The sequence below is a fragment of the Erythrobacter sp. K21-9 genome (assembly GCF_055808355.1).
Genome location: NZ_CM147866.1, coordinates 427,618 through 444,064 on the forward strand (window position 1 = coordinate 427,618; position 16,447 = coordinate 444,064).

Sequence of the window (16,447 nt, forward strand, 5' to 3'; positions counted from 1 at the left end):
CCCGGTCACCCATTTGCTTTGGGGGAAGCGAATGATCGAATGCAATAAATGCGGGGCGGCGCTTCAAGCTCGCCAGGCTTTCTGCCCTAAATGCGGGGAACTGAGCGCGCGCAGTGCGCCGCTTGTTGATCGAGCGGGTTCGGTTTTGGGTGGCGGAGCCAATGGCGCCCTAAGGGGCTTGTCTGCGATGTCAGACCATGCTCGCCGACCGGAGAACCGCAGGCGCGGCATTGGCGGGGTAATGCTGCTCGCGGTTCTCCTCATCGCCTTCACCAGCAATCCGATCTCGAGCGGCATCGGAACGATGTTCGAGCGTGAGCCTGAGGCGTCAAAGCTTACTGCTGACGGACTGCCCGACTTGGCCAGTTATGAAGATGTCTATGTGTCTGAGGCGCTCGCTTACACTGTCACGGGTAATGCCAATGTGCGGGCCTTCCCCACCGGCCAAGGCACGGAAGCGCTCTATATTCTCTCCCAAGGATCATTCGTCACCGCTCGTGAAGTCAAGGCTTTCGATCCGAGCTCGCAATGGTTCAAGCTTGGCGACGGTCAATATGTCTGGGGACGCAATCTGGAGAAACTTGAACACACGGCGACAGGATCAGCGGCAGTCTTTCCGGACGTCTTCAGCGGGACATGGTCGTCGATGGACACATGTCGCGGGTATCCGATGAACGCCGAACTCACTGTGAACCCGAAGCAGATACGACTCTATGAAGGCCGCGGAACGCTTGAGAGCATTGCGAGCGATGATCGCGGCAACTCGATCTACAATCTTTCATTCGTCGGTAAAGGCGAGGAATGGAGAGAAAGCTACAGGATCTGGATCTCGGCCAATGGTCTGTTTGTAACGCTCGAGAGTGTCACCAATCCAGCTCAAGGCGACCGGATTTTCCATGACCCTGATGCAGGGTGTGACCGGGTGTTTTTCGAGTGATCAGATGGGGGATACGAATGCGGCGTACTCTATCCCCATCGGACCGCCTCTTCGATCCCCATCCATACTGGTGCATGGCTACCCATGCCGTCTCGCATTGCCATGGGGATGCAGAATGACTTCAAGATCTTTTCTCTCAAATATCAAGAAAAGACTTGGACCTGCGCGGCCACGAGTCGGCGCCTTGAAGGCAGGATAACGATTTGGCGATCAACTTGGGGGGACTATTTGATGAAGGTGCTGCTTAAGCGAGAACAAACGCGTAAAGGGCTAGGACGAGTGAGCTTTAGGCTCTGGGCCATGCTTGCAACCGATGATGACGAGCGCGCGCTCATCGAACGCTACGATATGGACGAGGCACTAGTCCTGCTCGGCGATGACGAAGGCCTCTGGAAGCACGGCGTCCTAATAGGCCTATTGGGGGCAATAGTCGCGTTCTCCATCCTTACCCTAATCGGTTTCGATGCGACGCTTGCCGGTCCCCTTTCACTCGCTGCTTGGATCGGCACTGCCTATTGGTGGGTCAACGAAAAGCGCGAGACGATATTTCTGAAAGACCTGCTTCACGGGCGCAGCTTCAAATGTGCAAGTATCGTCGATCTCGCCAAGAAGGAAGCCGAGCTCGAAGGCATGTGTCAGGCGCTGCGCCAAGTGGTCGAAAGCGCCAAGCACTGGGACGGGGTCGAGCACCGCGATGTGGTCGTCCTCCCGCCCGAAGAGGCCAAGACCTTTATCGTAAAGGCGTTCTTCTAAAATGGTCTGGCGCGCCGGAGCCCGGCTGCATGCTCTCGCGCATGGCCTGCTTCGTCCCAGTGAAGCCGGGCAGACGCGCACGCTTTATGACGAGGTTGCGGTCCGGCTCGATTACCAGAACCTGCGCTCCGAGACCGGCAGGCTGGCGCTGGCGAAGGTGCTGGCCGAGGATGTGCGCGAGGCGCTATCGATCCCCGAAGGCCATGAGCAAGCGGCAATCATCCTCTATCTCATCTGCGGCCTGCTTGCAGGCGATGACCTCTTCGACCTGCCTGAGGTGGATTGGTCGCGGAGGCACACGATTGCCGGGCTCTGGGATATCCGCGAAGAGGTATCGCGCCAGCGCGCGCTGCTCGACCATTTTGAAGAGAACTGCCGCTTGCTCGTCCAAGCTGCTCATGCCCTGATCGCGCCGATCCATGAAGCATGCCCTTCACTCCTTGAGCAAGGGGATAACGATGACGGCATCGCCATCCCGACCGACCTGCTGCGAAGCCTTGGCAATGTCGCTGAGCCGGTCCAGACGATGCTCTCGGTCGGCTTTGATGAAGAGCTTGCCGAAGCGGGACTGCTCACCCGGCTTGCCGAACGTCTTGAGCGCAATCTGATCGCAGCCTCGGGCGGTAATCCGGCCGATCCGGCCAGCTTCAAGCGCGCACCCAAATGGCCCGAGCAGTTCGACGCCAAGACGCCCGAACAATTGGTATCGGCCTATCTCGGGGGTACGCCGCTCGCCGATCTGTTCGACCAGCAGCTGACCTTTACGATCCCCACAAGCGCCCGCTTCGAGCATCACCACATCGTGGCAGGCTCGGGCCACGGCAAGACCCAGACGCTGCAATTTCTTATCGCGCAGGACTTGGCCGCGATGAGCCAAGAAAAGCGCTCACTCATCGTGCTTGATAGCCAAGGCGATCTCATCAAGAACATCGCCAAGCTTGATGTCTTCGGTCCTGGCGGCGCGCTGCACGACCGGCTCGTGCTGATCGATCCCACCGATGTCGAATACCTAGTCTCGCTCAACCTGTTCGATGTCGGTCAGGAGCGTCTATCAGGCTACGAACCGCTCGAGCGCGAGCGGCTAACCAATTCGATCCTTGAGCTCTATGATTTCGTGCTCGGGACACTGCTCGATGCGCAGATGACGCAGAAGCAGAACGTGATCTTCCGCTATGTGACGCGGCTCATGCTCCATATTCCCGATGCGATGATCCACACGCTTCGCGAGCTGATGGAACCGAAGAGCGAGGTAAAATTCGCCGAGCACATCGCCAAGCTTGAAGGCACCGCCAAGCACTTCTTTGAGACCGAGTTTGCCTCGCGCGAATTCGAGCAGACCAAGAAGCAGGTTCTGCGCCGCCTGTGGGGCATACTCGAAAACCAGACCTTCGAGCGGATGTTTGCGCATCCGCGCTCCAAGCTCGATCTGTTCACCGAGATGAATGCGGGCAAGGTGATCCTGATCAACACCGCCAAGGATCTCCTGAAGGAGCAAGGCACTGAGGTTTTCGGACGCTTCTTTATATCCTGCCCAGCTTGCTCGACACGGTATGTCGTGCCTGAGAAGCCCGTTCACGCGCTTCACCGATAGAAACGTCTGGCCAGCGGCAGAGTCCCATTTCGCGGCGCCTTCCATGAACGACTATCTTCAGCATCCAGCGCCCGGCACTCTTGTCGCGTTTAACTAGCCACAAACCTTGGCCATCGGCATGCTTGCCTGGCCCCAGATTCTTGGCTTTCATTTGCGTGAGTGCGCTTAACTTCACAGACCACCTTTCTATCCACCCTGACGTGCGTGAAACAGAGATATGCAATGCTCCGCCATGCGTCAACGCGATCGCGCCAAACCCTCAGGATTTCTGGGCCTTTAGCGATGATATGTTCAGCAATGCTAGAAGAGTAATGGTGCGGTCGAGAAGACTCGAACTTCCACGGGCGTTAGCCCACAACGACCTCAACGTTGCGCGTCTACCAGTTCCGCCACGACCGCACTCAGGTATTCAGGGCGGCGAACCATGCGCTGCCCCTGGTAGGAGCGCGCCCGTAGCAAGGGGTTCGGTGCGGCGCAAGCGCTTTGAGGCGGGCAATCGCCGAACGAGTCGGATTTTCTGGCCGCGTGACCCGCAGAAACCGGAATCAGTTGGGAGACCAGCCAATTTCGACCATGCGCGCTGCAGGCGGAATGTCCGAAATGGCCTCGGTCACATTGAGGCTCTCGCCCGGGGCAAGCTCGCGCTTCGACGGGACGATTGGCCACGTGCCAACCTGCCGCTGTCGTTCGTCGCGGAAGACCACCAGCAACGAAGGCACTGCAACAGTATCGCGGCCCGAATTGGCAATGCTGCCGCGAACGCGGAAAATCTCTGTGCCCGTTTCCAGCTCTTCGGTGCGCTGCTGCTCTGCCGGGAAGTCCAGCGTGAGATCAGGCTTGCCGATACCGAAGGTTGGCTGGTTCACGGGTAGCCAGCTGGGCAGCCCGTAATAATTGACCGCAAACACCGTGGCCGTGGCGAGCAGGGCGAAAACCGCAGCTGCGATGGTCCACATCTTGAGCGGATTGCGCCGCGCGCTGAACGGCGCGACGTAATCGAATGGCGAACTGTCCTCTTCGTACTCGCCTTCTTCAAAGGCTTCCTCGACCGGGTCCGATTCGAAAGCAGGTACAGCCGGTTCTTCCAGAGCGTCTTGCGTTTCCGGCTCTTCTCTGGGTTCGGGGCGCTCGGGGCGGCTCAGTCCCTGGCGCAGCGCCTTGGCGGCAATACCCCCGGCGACGGGGTCTTTCGGGTCGACGCCCTGCGATTTCGGACGGTCCCCGGTCCTCCAATGGCTGACCGACGGTGCGGCTGCGGCATCCTTGCCTCCATCCGTGTCTTGAGGCTGGTCCGCCGCAGGCGCTACCGTCTCTTCCGCTGGCGGAGAGGGCGGCGGTGAAGGTGGTGGAGGCGCAGGGCGAGGCGGCGTTGCAGGCGTTTCAGCCGCGCTGCCGAAAGTTTCCGGCTCACTTGCCCGTGTCGTCAGGTCCAGCGGCTCTGAATCCTGAAACCAGCTATGCTTGCACTTTGCGCAGCGCACCGTCCGGCCTTCGATCCCGATGGCGGTATCCGGCACGACATACCGTGTCGAGCAAGCTGGGCAGGATATAATCATTGCACCCCTCGCATTATAGCAGGGTGTACCGTGCACAAGGGCGGTTGAGCCGTGAGCCCGCAAATCAAGCCTTTTTTCCACACTGGAGCGCGAAAATTGCGCTTTCAGCCCGGTAAACCCACATGTTAGTTGCCATGAACCGCTTCCACCCTTCGAAGGCCGCTGATAAGCCCGCGCGATGAGCGAACGCCCAAGTGAGATTGTGAAATTCGACAATGTCGGGCTGCGCTATGGCACTGATCCCGAAGTGCTGAGCGATCTCAGCTTCACGCTGCATCCGCGCAGCTTCTATTTTCTGACCGGCGCGAGCGGGGCGGGGAAGACCAGCCTGCTCAAACTGCTTTACCTCGCGCAGCGCCCCTCGCGCGGTGCGATCCGCATGTTCGGCAAGGACATGATCACCCTCCCGCGCGAGCGCCTTCCTGATTTCAGGCGGCGGCTCGGCGTGGTGTTCCAGGATTTCCGGCTGGTCCAGCACCTGTCGGCCTTCGACAATGTCGCATTGCCGCTTAGGCTTGCCGGCACGAAGGAGGGCAAGGTGATGAAGGCCGTGTCCGACATGCTCGATTGGGTCGGGCTAACGCACCGTGCGCATGCGGTTCCTGCGACGATGTCCGGCGGAGAGCAGCAGCGGGTTGCGATTGCGCGCGCGGTCATCGCGCGGCCGAAGATGCTGATCGCGGATGAGCCGACTGGTAACGTCGATCCGGAAATGGCGCTGAAGCTGCTGCGTCTGTTCGAGGCGCTCAACAATCGCGTGGGTACAACGGTGGTGGTGGCGACGCACGATGTGCATTTGCTGAAGAAGGTGCCGGATTCGCTCATCATGCGGCTGAGCAAGGGCCGCCTGTCCGATCCTACTGGCGCACTGCGCTTCCCGCCTCGGCCTGAACCGGGCCGGCCAGGTGTGCCGCAGGCAGGCCCATCATGAACACGCCGCCTCTCCCGCAACAAGGCTCGCAGGACGCCGCCGCCGATACTGCGCAATCGGACTATCCCAAGATGCGCGGCGGGTTGGCGGCGAAGCTGCTTCCGCAAACGCGCTTCGGCGGTCCGATACCGTGGGTCATCGCGATCCTCATCGCCCTCGTCGTGATCGCTGCAGCGGGCGGATTATCGCTGCGCAACCTGGCCGAGAACGCCCGCGCTGATTTGTCGGACGCGGTGACGGTCCAGATCCTCGAGGCCAATGCAGAGCGGCGCGCTGCGCTGGCAAGGGCTGCCGCCGATGCGCTGGTGGAGCGGTCGCTGGTTACCTCGGTCCGCGTCGTTCCCGAAGAGGAGCTTGCCGCATTGCTCGAACCGTGGCTCGGCTCCGCTGCGCAGAGCGAGGATGTGCCGATCCCGGCGCTGATCGACGTCGAACTGACACGCCGTGTGACACCGGCAGAGATTGCAGAGTTGCAGACCGCGTTGAACAGCGTCGCGCCCGGTGCCCGGATCGATGCGCAATCCGACTGGCTTCGCCCGGTCTACGATGCGCTCTCGGCACTCCAGTATCTCGCTCTTGCGCTGATCGCATTGATTGCCTTTGCCACGGCTGCGGCGGTCTGGCTGGCTGCCCGCAGCGCATTTGCGAACCACCGCGAGACCGTTGAAATCCTGCACCTGCTGGGCGGGACGGATACGCAGGTGACGCGGATATTCCAGCGATCGGTAGTGCGAGACGCCGCATTCGGGGCTGTGATCGGGCTCCTGCTTGGGCTTGGCGCGGTATGGCTGCTGGGCCAGCAATTTGCCGCGCTGGACAGCGGGATGGTCGGAGGCGGCGGGCTGCGCGTTAGCGATTGGGTGATTATCGGCATGATACCGGTTATCGGCGTCTTGCTCGCGCTCTTGACGGGGCGCATCACGATTAAGCTTGCCCTCAGGTCAATGCTATAAGGCTGAATGATGGTGTTTCGAAGGGCTATTTCTGCGGTTGTCTTGGTGTGGGTGCTCGGCTTTGTGTGGTTTGCGTTTGCGCTGCCCGAGCCGGCGGGTGAGACGGTCACCGACGCGATTGTGGTCACGACAGGGGGCGAAGGGCGGATCGCCCAAGGTCTCGAAGCTCTGGATCAGGGACTTGCAGACAAGATGCTCGTAACCGGCGTTGATCGCGAAGTAACACCGGACGAGTTCGCCGCCGAATTCGAGGTCGAGGAAGCGCGCCTTGAATGCTGTATCACGCTGGGATTTGCCGCGGTCGATACGCGCAGCAATGCCGCCGAAACCGCTCAGTGGGTCGCGGATAACCAGGTGCGCTCGCTCAGGCTTGTCACGACAGACTGGCACATGCGCCGCGCGGCTGGCGAATTGTCACGGGCCTTGCCTTCCGATGTCACAGTGCTGCGCGATGCAGTGCCGTCGGAGCCAAGCTTTGCGAGCCTCTTTCTCGAATATCACAAACTGCTTGCCAGCTGGGCTGCGGGATTGTTCGGATTTTGAAGACCTTCGCCGCGATCCTGCGCAGCTTGCTGTTCTATCCCGTTTTTTACGGGTTTTCCGCCGTGCTCGTCGTGGCATCGGTGCTGGCAGTCCCGTTTGGCCGCGAGCGGCTGAGAGGGGTCGTGGCGACATGGGGCGTGTGGCATCGCTGGTGCGTTCGCAACCTGCTCGGGATCACGATCAGGCAGGAGGGCGAGATACCCGACGAGCCGGTGCTGATCGCGGTCAAGCATGAAAGCTATTTCGAGGCTATCGACATGCCGCGCCTGTTCAGCTTTCCAACCGTGTTCGCCAAGCGGGAACTGTTCATGATCCCCGGATGGGGATTTTCGGCGAAGGTCTATGGGCTGGTCCCGGTGGCGCGTGATGGGGGTGCGAGCTCTCTGCGGCAAATGATCGCGACAGCTCGTCAGCGCGTAATGGAAGGGCGGCCGCTGGTCATCTTTCCGGAAGGAACTCGCGTTCGCCACGGGCAGAGCCCGCCGCTGCAATCGGGTTTCGCCGGCATCTACAAGCTGCTTGGCCTGCCGGTGGTGCCGATCGCGGTCAACAGCGGACCGCTCTATCACCGCCTCGACAAGCGGTACGGGCACGATCACCTACCGGGTTGGAGATACAATCCCGGCGGGATTACCGCGCCGCGAGATCGAAGACCGGGTGCATGCTGCGATCAACGCGCTGAATTGAGCGCTCCGGCCTCATGCATGATCTTCGCGCCCGAAATCGGGGCGATCGTCATCTTGGCCTTCTTCGATCACCTGCCGCCGGATCGCGCGCGCGCGGCTGAACAGGTCGTGGAGCTTGTCGCCGTCGCCTGACCGGATCGCTCGCTGCAGCGCGGTCAGGTCTTCGCTGAATCGGCCCAGCATTTCGAGCACTGCGGACTTGTTCGACAGGAACACGTCGCGCCACATCACCGGATCGGACGCGGCGATCCGGGTGAAGTCGCGAAAGCCGCCGGCGGAATACTTGATGACTTCGCTGCGCGTCACTTCCTCCAGATCGCTGGCAGTACCGACGATGGTGAAGGCGATGAGGTGCGGGATGTGGCTCGTCACGGCAAGCACGAGGTCGTGGTGCTCGGCATCCATGATCTCGACATTCGCACCGACCTTTGTCCAGAACGCGCTCAGCGCCTTCACGGCTTGAGGATCGGCATTGTCTGCGGGGGTCAGGATACACCAGCGGTTGGTGAAGAGACTGGCGAACCCTGCCTCCGGCCCGCTCTGCTCGGTTCCGGCGACCGGGTGGGCGGGAATGATTGTGCGCCCCGGTAGCGCTTTCACCAGCGCTTCGCCGACACTCTGCTTGGAGGATCCCACATCGCTGATGATCGTGTGGCCGGGCAAGGCACTCGCGAAGGCGCGCGCTGCGCTTTCCATCGCGCCGACGGGTACGCAAAGGATCACGAGGTCGGCCTCGCCCACTGCTTCTTCTGCCGTTTCGCATACCGACTGCACCAATCCGCGCGCCTTGGCTGCCTTGCGCACGTCCGGGTCATGATCGAAGCCCGTGGTGCGAATGTCGGGCGCGCGCTCGCGCACAGCGAGGCCGATCGACCCGCCTAGCAGGCCGAGCCCGATTATGGCGACGCTGCGGATCACGGCGCTTCTCCGCACAATTGCCGAAGCGAGGAGATGACCTTGTCCATGTCCTCGCTTCTGCCGATCGTGATGCGAAGGGCGTGCTTCAGTCCGGGTTCGGGCAGGTGGCGAACGGCGTAACCGGCCCCCGCAATGGCATTGAGCGCTGCCCCGGCGCTGACCTCACCGTTGAACTCAACCAGCAGGAAATTCGCCTCGCTCGGTACGGAAGACAGCCCGTGATTGCCTAGCGCAGCGACCGCGTCTTCGAGGCGCACCCGTTCGGCGCAATTGTGCGCCCGGCTTCGCTCGACAAAGTCCTGATCACCCAGCGCGGCCAGCCCGGCTTTCTGGCCGCTTGCCGTTACATTGAACGGCCCTCGAATGCGGTTAAGCACGTCGATCAGTCCCGGCGCGCCGGTCGCCCAGCCGATCCGCTCGGCAGCGAGTCCGTAAATCTTGGAAAAGGTGCGGGTGACGAGCACGTTTTCACTCGCCTCTGCCAGTTCGAAACCGACCTGCTGCAATTCCGGATCGAGATACTCGGCATAGGCCTCGTCGATCACCAGCAGCACATTTCTCGGTATCCCTGCGCGCAATCGCCTGACCTCGCCCGGCGTAATCCAGGTGCCGGTCGGGTTGTTGGGATTGGCGAGAAAGACGACGCGCGTCCGGTCCGTGATCGCTTCGACAAGGGCATCGACATCAGCGGTGAAGTCGCGGTCCAGCGCTTCGACCGGAGTGGCGCCGCAGCGCCTCGCGGCGATGTCGTAGACCGAGAAGGAGTGGCGGCTGAACAGCACTTCATCGCCCGGTCCGGCAAACCCCTGCGCTGCAAGATTGAGGAGTTCATCCGAGCCCGTCCCGCATACGATCCGGTCCGCATCGAGACCGTGCAGCTCGGCGATTTTTTCCCGCAGCGCAGCCGAGGACGGATCGGGATACGTGGCCGCCTCGGCGCGCGCATGCGCAAGCGCTTCGAGAGCGGCCGGACTGGTCCCGAGCGGGTTCTCATTCGCTGACAGCTTGATCAGCGCGCGTCCATCGCTCGCGGTCGATTTGCCCGGTACGTAAGCATGGATGCCTAGGATCCAGGGTTTGGGAGTAGGAAGTGTCGACATGAGGTGCGCCGCGATAACCGCTTCATTCGCTCAAGAACAGTGGAATTGACACGGGCCAGTCTCTCGCCCAATCCGCACGGCCAATGAATACAAGCGCGGCCTCGAATATCTACAGCATTCCCGGCGACCTTCCGCTCGATAGCGGGCAGGCGCTTGCGGATGCCCGGATAGCCTATGAGACCTATGGCGAGCTTGCACCGGACAAGTCGAATGCGGTGCTGATCTGCCATGCGCTGACCGGCGACCAATATGTCGCAAGCAAGCATCCGATAACCGGCAAGCCCGGCTGGTGGGAGCGCATGGTCGGCCCCGGCAAGCCGATCGACACGAACCGCTACCACGTGATTTGCGCCAATGTGATTGGCAGCTGCATGGGTTCGACCGGCCCTGCCAGCAAAGCCGCTGATGGCCAGCCCTATGCGATGCGGTTTCCGGTCATCACGATCCGGGACATGGTGCGCGGCCTTGTGGCTCTGCTCGACGGGTTTGGGATCGAGACGCTTCACACCGTTGTCGGCGGGTCGATGGGCGGGATGCAGGCGCTCAGCCTTGCGGCGCACTGGCCCGAGCGCGCGAGCCGCGCGCTGGTCATCGCATCTACCGCGCGGCACTCGGCGCAGAACATCGCCTTTCACGAGGTCTACCGGCAGGCGATCATGGCAGATCCGGCATGGTCGAACGGCGATTATTACGCGGGCGGGCAATCACCCGACAATGGCCTCGCAGTGGCGCGCATGGCGGCGCACATAACCTATCTGTCGGAAGAGGGGCTGACCGAAAAGTTTGGACGGCGCTTGCAGGACCGGACCTCGAAAAGCTTTGGTTTCGACGCGGATTTTCAGGTCGAAAGCTATCTTCGCTACCAAGGCAGCGGCTTCACCCAGCGTTTCGATGCGAATTCCTACCTCTATATCACTCGCGCGATGGACTATTTCGATCTCGCCGAAGAATTTTCCGGCGGTGAGGCGGGCAGTAAGCTCGCAAATGCGTTCGAGGGAACTGCCGCCCGTTTCTGCCTTGTCAGTTTTGACACCGACTGGCTGTATCCCACGTACCGAGAGTCGCCACATTGTCCATGCGCTCAACGCCGCCGGGGCAAAAGTCAGCTTCGTCGAGCTAAGCGCGCCCAACGGGCATGACAGTTTCCTGCTGGAGCACGAGCAGCTCGACCGCGTTGTGCAGGGGTTCATCGAGTGAACGCCAGCGCACCCACATTACGCCCCGACCTTGCCGCCATCGCCGCGCATGTGAAGCCGGGCACGAGGGTCCTTGATATCGGCTGCGGTGACGGTGCGCTGATGGCAGAACTCGAAAGCGCGAGCGGCGTCGATGCGCGCGGCATGGAGCTCGACGCGGCGCAAGTCGAACGCTGCGTCGCGCGCGGACTTTCGGTGGTGCAGGGCGATGCCAACACAGACCTTGCCAATTATCCGGACAAGGCGTTCGATTACGCGATACTCAGCCAGACCCTGCAAACAGCGACGCGGCCCGACCTGATCCTCGACGAGCTGCTGCGCGTCGGTGAAAAGGCCTTCGTCAGCTTCCCCAATTTCGCGCACTGGCGCACCCGCGCGGCCCTGATGTTCGGAGGACGGATGCCGGTGACCCGCGCGCTGCCGGTCAGCTGGTACGAGACAACCAATATCCACCACGTGACGGTGGACGATTTCCGCGAGCTCGCCCGAAGCAAGGGAGCGGCGATCGAACGCGCGTGGTATTTCGCCAACGAACAGCAAATCGGCGCGCCAGCCGCTAACTTGCGCGCCGAATTCGCCGTGTTCCAGCTTTCGCGCTAAAACCTAGCCGCGATTGATGCCGCAGACCTTGTGGCCGTCGGGATCAAGGAAATAGCACAGGTTCATCGTGCCCATCGTGCTTTCGCGCGGTCCTGGAGGGTCCTCCACACTGGTGCCGCCATTGGCGATCGCCGCATCGTGCAGTTCCTTTACCTGCTCCAGGCTGTCACAGGCAAAGCCGATCGTGAAGCCGTTGGCGCAGTCTGCTGGCTCACCATTGATCGGTTCGCTTACCGAAAAAGTATGGCCGCCATGCATATAGAACAACCGGGTCTGCCCGGTATCATTGACATGTTCCATCGGCTCTCCGGCTCCCAGAACGCCCAAGACGGCATTGTAGAATGCCTTGGACTTCTGGATGTCGTTGCTGCCGATCATCACGTGGCTAATCATGGGTGGAGGTCTCCTCTCGTGGGTGGAGTGCCTGCGTAAGCGAGCCGCCACGGCGCGGCAAGGGTGCGTTTAGGGCGTGCGTTTAGCGAGCACATTTATGTAGTGGGTCGTTCACATCGCGCATGATATGGCGCGCGTCATGATCACACATATTCTTGGCGCAGCCCTGCTCGCCGCTACCCCGCAGGCCGCGGCTCCCGACCTCTCGCGGGAAAGCCCTGACCTCTCGCAGGAAAGCAAGGCGCTGCTGCGCTGCTCGGCGGCGTTCGCCATGGTTTCGCACGGACAATCTATCGGCAATGAAGCCGCGCTGAAATGGCCGAAACTGGACACGCGCGGGCGAGAATTCTTTGTCCGCTCGCTGGCGCAATTGATGGATGAGACGGGCCTTGATCGCGGCGGAATCTCGCAACTGGTCAGCGCCGAAGCGCAGCGCTTGTGGGACGATGGAGAGATCGAGGCGGTCATGCCGGCCTGCCTCGTGATGCTTGAAGCTTCGGGCCTGTGAAAACTTCTCCCGGCCCGCTGCAATGCGATGGATTTCCGCCGCATTTTCAGGCATTGGGTTAACCGTAATGTGGAAGCTGTATCAATTCCCCCTCTGCCCGTTCAGCCGCAAGATCAGACTGCTGATGGGCGAAAAGAACATCGCCTATGAACTGGTCCGCGAAGACCCCTGGACGGCGTCCGATTTCTTCTTCAACCTCAATCCGGCAGGGCGCACGCCCGTTCTGGTGAACGACGACAAGGGCGTCGTCATCGCTGACAGCCGCGCGATCGGCGAATATTTCGAAGAGACGGTCGATCGCTCACCGATGATCAATGGCACTGCGACCGGGCGCGCGGAAATCCGCCGACTCACCGCGCTGTTCGATGAGAATTTCTATCACGACGTGACCGCGCCGCTGCTGTCAGAACGGATGAAGAAGCGCATTGTCCTGCGCCAGCCGCCCGATAGCCGGGCGCTGCGCGAGGCGATGAAGATGGCGCATGGCCACCTCGATTACATGGACTGGCTGATCGACAATCGCCCCTGGCTCGCCGGATCGACGATGAGCATGGCCGACATCGCCGCCGCCGCGCAGGTCAGCGTTGCCGATTATCTCGGCGGGATCGACTGGACCGGGCACGAACAGACGCGCGGCTGGTATGCGGTGTTCAAAAGCCGCCCGAGCTTCCGCCCGCTACTCACCGAACGGATGGACGTTATCAAACCGCCTGCCCATTATGCGCTGGTCGATGGGTAGGGTTGGAACCTCCGTTTAGCCGCACCATTTATGGTGTAATTGAAAGCGAAACGGTTGTGAAACGACCGCAAGGCCGAATGGCTGTCCGCAGCGACGCGATGTCTGATCGCATCAGCTAGGATAGCCAAGCGCGCAAATGTGCCCGCCGGCGTTTGAGGAGAAGAGAAGTGTCTGACGAACCCAAGGCCCTTACCGATGCCGATTGGCGCGAAAAGCTTACGCCAGAGCAATATCATGTGCTGCGCGAGGCCGGGACCGAGCGAGCTTTTGCCGGCGAGTATGACAAGCATTATGAAGAGGGCGAATACACCTGCGCCGGGTGCGGCACTGTTCTGTTCGAAAGTGATGCGAAATATAACAGCGGTTGCGGCTGGCCCGCTTTTACCAAGCCTGCCGAAGACGAGACAGTCGAGGAAAAACGCGATGTGTCCTTCGGGATGATCCGCACCGAAGTCCTGTGCGCAAAATGCGGGGGGCATCTGGGTCACGTCTTTCCCGATGGGCGGCCCGAAGAAGGCGGGATGCGGTACTGTATCAATTCCGCTGCGCTCAATTTCGACAAGGACGATTGACTCTGCGCGAGAGCCGATCCTGTGCTCAAACCGCCGCGCCGGTGTTCACGCCGGGTTACAACTTGCCTAAGCAAAGCCTATGCGGCGAACGCAGGATTGATGGACAGATAAAGCAGCATGTCGAAACGGGGTGACCGATTGCAGAACAAGGGCAAGCGCGGGTCGCGCCGTGCTGCCACTGAGCGCGCATCGTCCCGGTCGCGCAAGAAGCGCAGGAGCAGCACCAAGTCCGGCGCAAGCTCGCCGTTCTGGCGTCTGACGAAACGGGTCATGATTTGGGGCGGCGCAGCGGCGCTGCTCGGCGCAGTCTTTCTCGCCTTCGCGGTGGGTTTCGCGGCGCGCTCGATCCCGAGCTTTTACCAGCTGAAATCCACGCAGAATGCGCAAACGATTCTAGTAAGAGCACGCGACGGAACCGAAATCGTCGAACTCGGCCCGAATTTCGGGGAATGGCTCGACTACGAAGAAATCCCTGAAAACATGAAGAATGCGATGGTCGCGGTCGAGGACCGGCGGTATTTCTCGCATTTCGGGATCGATCCGTACCGGCTGACCGGTGCAATCGTTGAAGGCGTGACCGGCGATGACCGGATCGGCGGCACTTCGACCATCAGCCAGCAGCTTGCGCGCAACATCTTCCTCAATTCCAACCGGACCTTCGACCGCAAAGCGCGCGAGGCGGTGCTGGCAATGGCGCTCGAATGGAAGTTCTCCAAGGAACAAATCCTCGAGCTGTATCTCAACAAGGTCTATTTTGGCGGAGGCTCCTACGGCGTCGACAGTGCGAGCCGGACCTTTTTCAGCCACCCCGCAACCGATTTGAGCGTGGCCGAATCGGCGATCATCGCAGGTCTCGTAAAGGCGCCGAGCCGCTATTCGCCAACGGCCGATGTGGATGCAGCCGTAGCCCGCGCACGCACGGTGCTGCGCCTGATGCGGGAGCAGGGATACATCACCGCGCAGCAGGCATCGGTCGATGTCGATACGGTCGAATTGAAGCAGCAAGCGGGCCAGAATTCGGTGCGCTATTTTACCGATTGGGCGCTGCCTCAGCTCGACATCCTGCTGCCTGAAACCTTTGCGCCGATCGAGGTCTGGACGACCCTCGATGTCGGGATGCAGCGCGCAGCGACTGCTTCGATCGAGGCCAACACGCCCGGCGGAGCTCAGGGCGCGCTGGTGAGCGTGGACCGCGACGGTGCGATCCTGGCGCTGGTGGGCGGCACCGATTACGTCGAAACCAACTTCAACCGCGCGACCAATGCGATGCGTCAGCCGGGTTCCTCGTGGAAGTTGTTTGTCTATCTCGCCGCGCTCGAGGCAGGTTATACCCCGGATGACCGTGTGGTCGATACGCCGGTGACCATCGACGGCTGGAGCCCGCGCAATTCCAACGGGCGCAATATTGGCGAGACGAATCTGCGCACCGCCTTCGCTTATTCGGTGAACACCGTCGCCGCGCAGCTTGGCAACGAGGTCGGCTTTGGCACGGTCGCGTCGATGGCGCGGCGTTTTGGCATCAGCGCGCCGGTATCGACCTTCCCTTCGATGGTGCTCGGCTCCTCCGAAGTGCGTTTGATCGAGATGACCCGCGCTTTTGCGACCGTTTCGGCCAAGGGTGTAGCGGTCGAGCCTTACGGCATTACCAAGGTTGCGACTGCCGATGGCGAGCTGCTTTACGAACGCGAAGAATCGCGCAGGGATAATGCGGTTGTCGCCAGTTATGTCGTGGCTGGCATGACCGACCTGCTGCAAACCGCAGTCCAGACCGGCACCGGGCGCGCGGCGCAGATTGGCCGTCCGGTCGCGGGCAAGACCGGGACGACAAGCTCCAACAAGGATGGCTGGTTCGTAGGATTTTCCTCCGGCATCACGACCGGCGTGTGGATGGGGCGCGATGACGCGCAGGCGGTCCCCGGACTACAGGGCGGGCGCGCGCCGGCCCGCGCGTTCGCAGCCTATATGCGCTATGCGGTAAAGGACCGCGCGGTCGAGCAGTTCGACACCGATCTGAACCTGCCCGAATGGCGGCTGGAACCGGATGACGAATACCTGTTCGGCGATCCGGAAGATTACTACTTCATCGACGAAGACGGCAATCTGATCGAACCGGGCCAGCGCGATCCGTCCAACAATCCATTCGGAGTCGATGGTGAGCGGCGCGATTCCCCTGTCGGCCAGGGGCAGATCGATGTGCCAACGGTCGAGCCGCCACCAGCGGTTAGCGAGGATTTCCTTGAGCGCGCAACCGGCGGCGAGCTGCCGGGCAGGGTAAACGATCCTCCGCCGCCCCAACCAGATCGGGCGCCGCCGGGGCAGCAATCGTCCACGCGCCAGCCAGAAGGGGTCAGGATCATCCGTCCCCGCGCCGCTTCGCAAGCGCGTGAAGAGGCAAATTGAGACAAAAAAGGGGCGCTACGATGCGGATCGTAGCGCCCCTTTTCAATAGCAGAATAACCGCCCAAATATTG

At 61.3% G+C, this 16,447-nt stretch carries 17 protein-coding genes, 1 tRNA gene and 1 pseudogene; 13 read left to right on the forward strand and 6 right to left on the reverse strand.

The window, feature by feature from the left end; translation table 11 throughout:
* The first annotated feature begins 187 nt into the window (after nucleotides 1-187).
* The 3 genes from AC0L39_RS02240 (at nucleotide 188) to AC0L39_RS02250 (ending at nucleotide 3,281) form a co-directional block, all read left to right on the forward strand.
* Nucleotides 188-937 carry a hypothetical protein gene (locus tag AC0L39_RS02240; RefSeq protein ID WP_473262497.1) on the forward strand — a complete coding sequence of 250 codons (750 nt, stop codon included), beginning with the start codon at nucleotides 188-190 and terminating at the stop codon, nucleotides 935-937.
* 279 nt (nucleotides 938-1,216) lie between these two features.
* Nucleotides 1,217-1,690, forward strand: coding sequence for a hypothetical protein (locus AC0L39_RS02245; protein WP_473260410.1), 474 nt, complete (start codon nucleotides 1,217-1,219; stop codon nucleotides 1,688-1,690).
* Nucleotide 1,691: 1 nt separating this feature from the next.
* The gene (locus AC0L39_RS02250) at nucleotides 1,692-3,281 is read left to right on the forward strand and encodes a type IV secretory system conjugative DNA transfer family protein (RefSeq protein ID WP_473260412.1); all 1,590 of its coding nucleotides are present in this window, start codon (nucleotides 1,692-1,694) and stop codon (nucleotides 3,279-3,281) included.
* Here the strand turns inward: AC0L39_RS02250 and AC0L39_RS02255 are convergent.
* The 3 genes from AC0L39_RS02255 to AC0L39_RS02265 form a co-directional block, all read right to left on the reverse strand.
* Nucleotides 3,211-3,432: an Arm DNA-binding domain-containing protein gene (locus AC0L39_RS02255; protein ID WP_473260414.1), complete on the reverse strand. Its 222-nt coding sequence runs from the start codon at nucleotides 3,430-3,432 to the stop codon at nucleotides 3,211-3,213. The two genes, AC0L39_RS02250 and AC0L39_RS02255, sit on opposite strands and share 71 nt — an antisense overlap.
* 161 nt (nucleotides 3,433-3,593) lie before the next feature.
* Nucleotides 3,594-3,680 (reverse strand) — tRNA-Leu (locus AC0L39_RS02260).
* Between the two features lie 146 nt (nucleotides 3,681-3,826).
* The gene (locus AC0L39_RS02265) at nucleotides 3,827-4,837 is read right to left on the reverse strand and encodes a zinc-ribbon domain-containing protein (protein WP_473260416.1); all 1,011 of its coding nucleotides are present in this window, start codon (nucleotides 4,835-4,837) and stop codon (nucleotides 3,827-3,829) included.
* A 178-nt stretch (nucleotides 4,838-5,015) separates the two neighbouring features.
* Between AC0L39_RS02265 and ftsE the strand changes: the two genes are divergently transcribed.
* Genes ftsE through AC0L39_RS02285 form a run of 4 tightly spaced genes read left to right on the forward strand, consistent with a single transcriptional unit; the run spans nucleotide 5,016 to nucleotide 8,082 of the window.
* Nucleotides 5,016-5,768 carry a cell division ATP-binding protein FtsE gene (gene ftsE, locus AC0L39_RS02270; protein ID WP_473260418.1) on the forward strand — a complete coding sequence of 251 codons (753 nt, stop codon included), beginning with the start codon at nucleotides 5,016-5,018 and terminating at the stop codon, nucleotides 5,766-5,768.
* Nucleotides 5,765-6,721: a cell division protein FtsX gene (locus tag AC0L39_RS02275; RefSeq protein ID WP_473260420.1), complete on the forward strand. Its 957-nt coding sequence runs from the start codon at nucleotides 5,765-5,767 to the stop codon at nucleotides 6,719-6,721. Before ftsE ends, AC0L39_RS02275 begins: the two co-directional genes overlap by 4 nt.
* Before the next feature lie 6 nt (nucleotides 6,722-6,727).
* Nucleotides 6,728-7,264 carry a YdcF family protein gene (locus AC0L39_RS02280; RefSeq protein ID WP_473260422.1) on the forward strand — a complete coding sequence of 179 codons (537 nt, stop codon included), beginning with the start codon at nucleotides 6,728-6,730 and terminating at the stop codon, nucleotides 7,262-7,264.
* Complete coding sequence (locus AC0L39_RS02285) at nucleotides 7,261-8,082, forward strand: lysophospholipid acyltransferase family protein (RefSeq protein WP_473260424.1); 822 nt, start codon at nucleotides 7,261-7,263, stop codon at nucleotides 8,080-8,082. Before AC0L39_RS02280 ends, AC0L39_RS02285 begins: the two co-directional genes overlap by 4 nt.
* Here AC0L39_RS02285 and AC0L39_RS02290 read toward each other — a convergent pair.
* Nucleotides 7,963-8,868 carry a prephenate/arogenate dehydrogenase family protein gene (locus AC0L39_RS02290; protein WP_473260425.1) on the reverse strand — a complete coding sequence of 302 codons (906 nt, stop codon included), beginning with the start codon at nucleotides 8,866-8,868 and terminating at the stop codon, nucleotides 7,963-7,965. The genes AC0L39_RS02285 and AC0L39_RS02290 overlap by 120 nt on opposite strands.
* Entirely contained in the window at nucleotides 8,865-9,968 is a 1,104-nt protein-coding gene (gene hisC / locus AC0L39_RS02295; protein ID WP_473260426.1) for a histidinol-phosphate transaminase, read from the reverse strand. Before hisC ends, AC0L39_RS02290 begins: the two co-directional genes overlap by 4 nt.
* 83 nt (nucleotides 9,969-10,051) lie before the next feature.
* On the opposite strand from hisC, the pseudogene metX reads away from it, so the two are divergent.
* Both metX and metW read left to right on the forward strand, forming a co-directional pair.
* Nucleotides 10,052-11,165: pseudogene (gene metX / locus AC0L39_RS02300) on the forward strand (homoserine O-acetyltransferase MetX).
* Complete coding sequence (gene metW, locus AC0L39_RS02305) at nucleotides 11,162-11,764, forward strand: methionine biosynthesis protein MetW (protein WP_473260428.1); 603 nt, start codon at nucleotides 11,162-11,164, stop codon at nucleotides 11,762-11,764. The pseudogene metX and the gene metW overlap by 4 nt, the downstream one beginning before the upstream one ends.
* Before the next feature lie 3 nt (nucleotides 11,765-11,767).
* Here the strand turns inward: metW and AC0L39_RS02310 are convergent, their stop codons facing one another.
* Nucleotides 11,768-12,157 carry a VOC family protein gene (locus tag AC0L39_RS02310; protein WP_473260430.1) on the reverse strand — a complete coding sequence of 130 codons (390 nt, stop codon included), beginning with the start codon at nucleotides 12,155-12,157 and terminating at the stop codon, nucleotides 11,768-11,770.
* A 139-nt stretch (nucleotides 12,158-12,296) separates the two neighbouring features.
* Between AC0L39_RS02310 and AC0L39_RS02315 the strand changes: the two genes are divergently transcribed.
* The 4 genes from AC0L39_RS02315 to AC0L39_RS02330 all read left to right on the forward strand — a co-directional run bounded on the left by AC0L39_RS02315 (nucleotide 12,297) and on the right by AC0L39_RS02330 (nucleotide 16,376).
* Nucleotides 12,297-12,665 (forward strand): hypothetical protein, encoded by a 369-nt coding sequence (locus AC0L39_RS02315; RefSeq protein ID WP_473260432.1) that lies wholly within the window; start codon nucleotides 12,297-12,299, stop codon nucleotides 12,663-12,665.
* Between the two features lie 67 nt (nucleotides 12,666-12,732).
* Nucleotides 12,733-13,404 carry a glutathione S-transferase family protein gene (locus AC0L39_RS02320; protein ID WP_473260434.1) on the forward strand — a complete coding sequence of 224 codons (672 nt, stop codon included), beginning with the start codon at nucleotides 12,733-12,735 and terminating at the stop codon, nucleotides 13,402-13,404.
* Nucleotides 13,405-13,571: 167 nt separating this feature from the next.
* On the forward strand, nucleotides 13,572-13,976 hold the full coding sequence (msrB, locus tag AC0L39_RS02325) for a peptide-methionine (R)-S-oxide reductase MsrB (RefSeq protein WP_473260436.1): 405 nt from the start codon (nucleotides 13,572-13,574) through the stop codon (nucleotides 13,974-13,976).
* Between the two features lie 117 nt (nucleotides 13,977-14,093).
* Complete coding sequence (locus AC0L39_RS02330) at nucleotides 14,094-16,376, forward strand: transglycosylase domain-containing protein (RefSeq protein ID WP_473260438.1); 2,283 nt, start codon at nucleotides 14,094-14,096, stop codon at nucleotides 16,374-16,376.
* The last annotated feature ends 71 nt before the right edge of the window (nucleotides 16,377-16,447 follow it).

What these genes read in the sequence shown, in the direction of transcription:
- AC0L39_RS02265 (WP_473260416.1), bottom strand. Translation starts at nt 4,837, where the DNA reads ATGATTATATCCTGCCCAGCTTGCTCGACACGGTATGTCGTGCCGGAT.
- AC0L39_RS02315 (WP_473260432.1), top strand. Translation starts at nt 12,297, where the DNA reads ATGATCACACATATTCTTGGCGCAGCCCTGCTCGCCGCTACCCCGCAG.
- AC0L39_RS02240 (WP_473262497.1), top strand. Translation starts at nt 188, where the DNA reads ATGTCAGACCATGCTCGCCGACCGGAGAACCGCAGGCGCGGCATTGGC.
- AC0L39_RS02250 (WP_473260412.1), top strand. Translation starts at nt 1,692, where the DNA reads ATGGTCTGGCGCGCCGGAGCCCGGCTGCATGCTCTCGCGCATGGCCTG.
- AC0L39_RS02255 (WP_473260414.1), bottom strand. Translation starts at nt 3,432, where the DNA reads ATGAAAGCCAAGAATCTGGGGCCAGGCAAGCATGCCGATGGCCAAGGT.
- AC0L39_RS02280 (WP_473260422.1), top strand. Translation starts at nt 6,728, where the DNA reads ATGATGGTGTTTCGAAGGGCTATTTCTGCGGTTGTCTTGGTGTGGGTG.
- AC0L39_RS02310 (WP_473260430.1), bottom strand. Translation starts at nt 12,157, where the DNA reads ATGATTAGCCACGTGATGATCGGCAGCAACGACATCCAGAAGTCCAAG.
- AC0L39_RS02275 (WP_473260420.1), top strand. Translation starts at nt 5,765, where the DNA reads ATGAACACGCCGCCTCTCCCGCAACAAGGCTCGCAGGACGCCGCCGCC.
- AC0L39_RS02330 (WP_473260438.1), top strand. Translation starts at nt 14,094, where the DNA reads ATGTCGAAACGGGGTGACCGATTGCAGAACAAGGGCAAGCGCGGGTCG.
- hisC (WP_473260426.1), bottom strand. Translation starts at nt 9,968, where the DNA reads ATGTCGACACTTCCTACTCCCAAACCCTGGATCCTAGGCATCCATGCT.
- AC0L39_RS02320 (WP_473260434.1), top strand. Translation starts at nt 12,733, where the DNA reads ATGTGGAAGCTGTATCAATTCCCCCTCTGCCCGTTCAGCCGCAAGATC.
- ftsE (WP_473260418.1), top strand. Translation starts at nt 5,016, where the DNA reads ATGAGCGAACGCCCAAGTGAGATTGTGAAATTCGACAATGTCGGGCTG.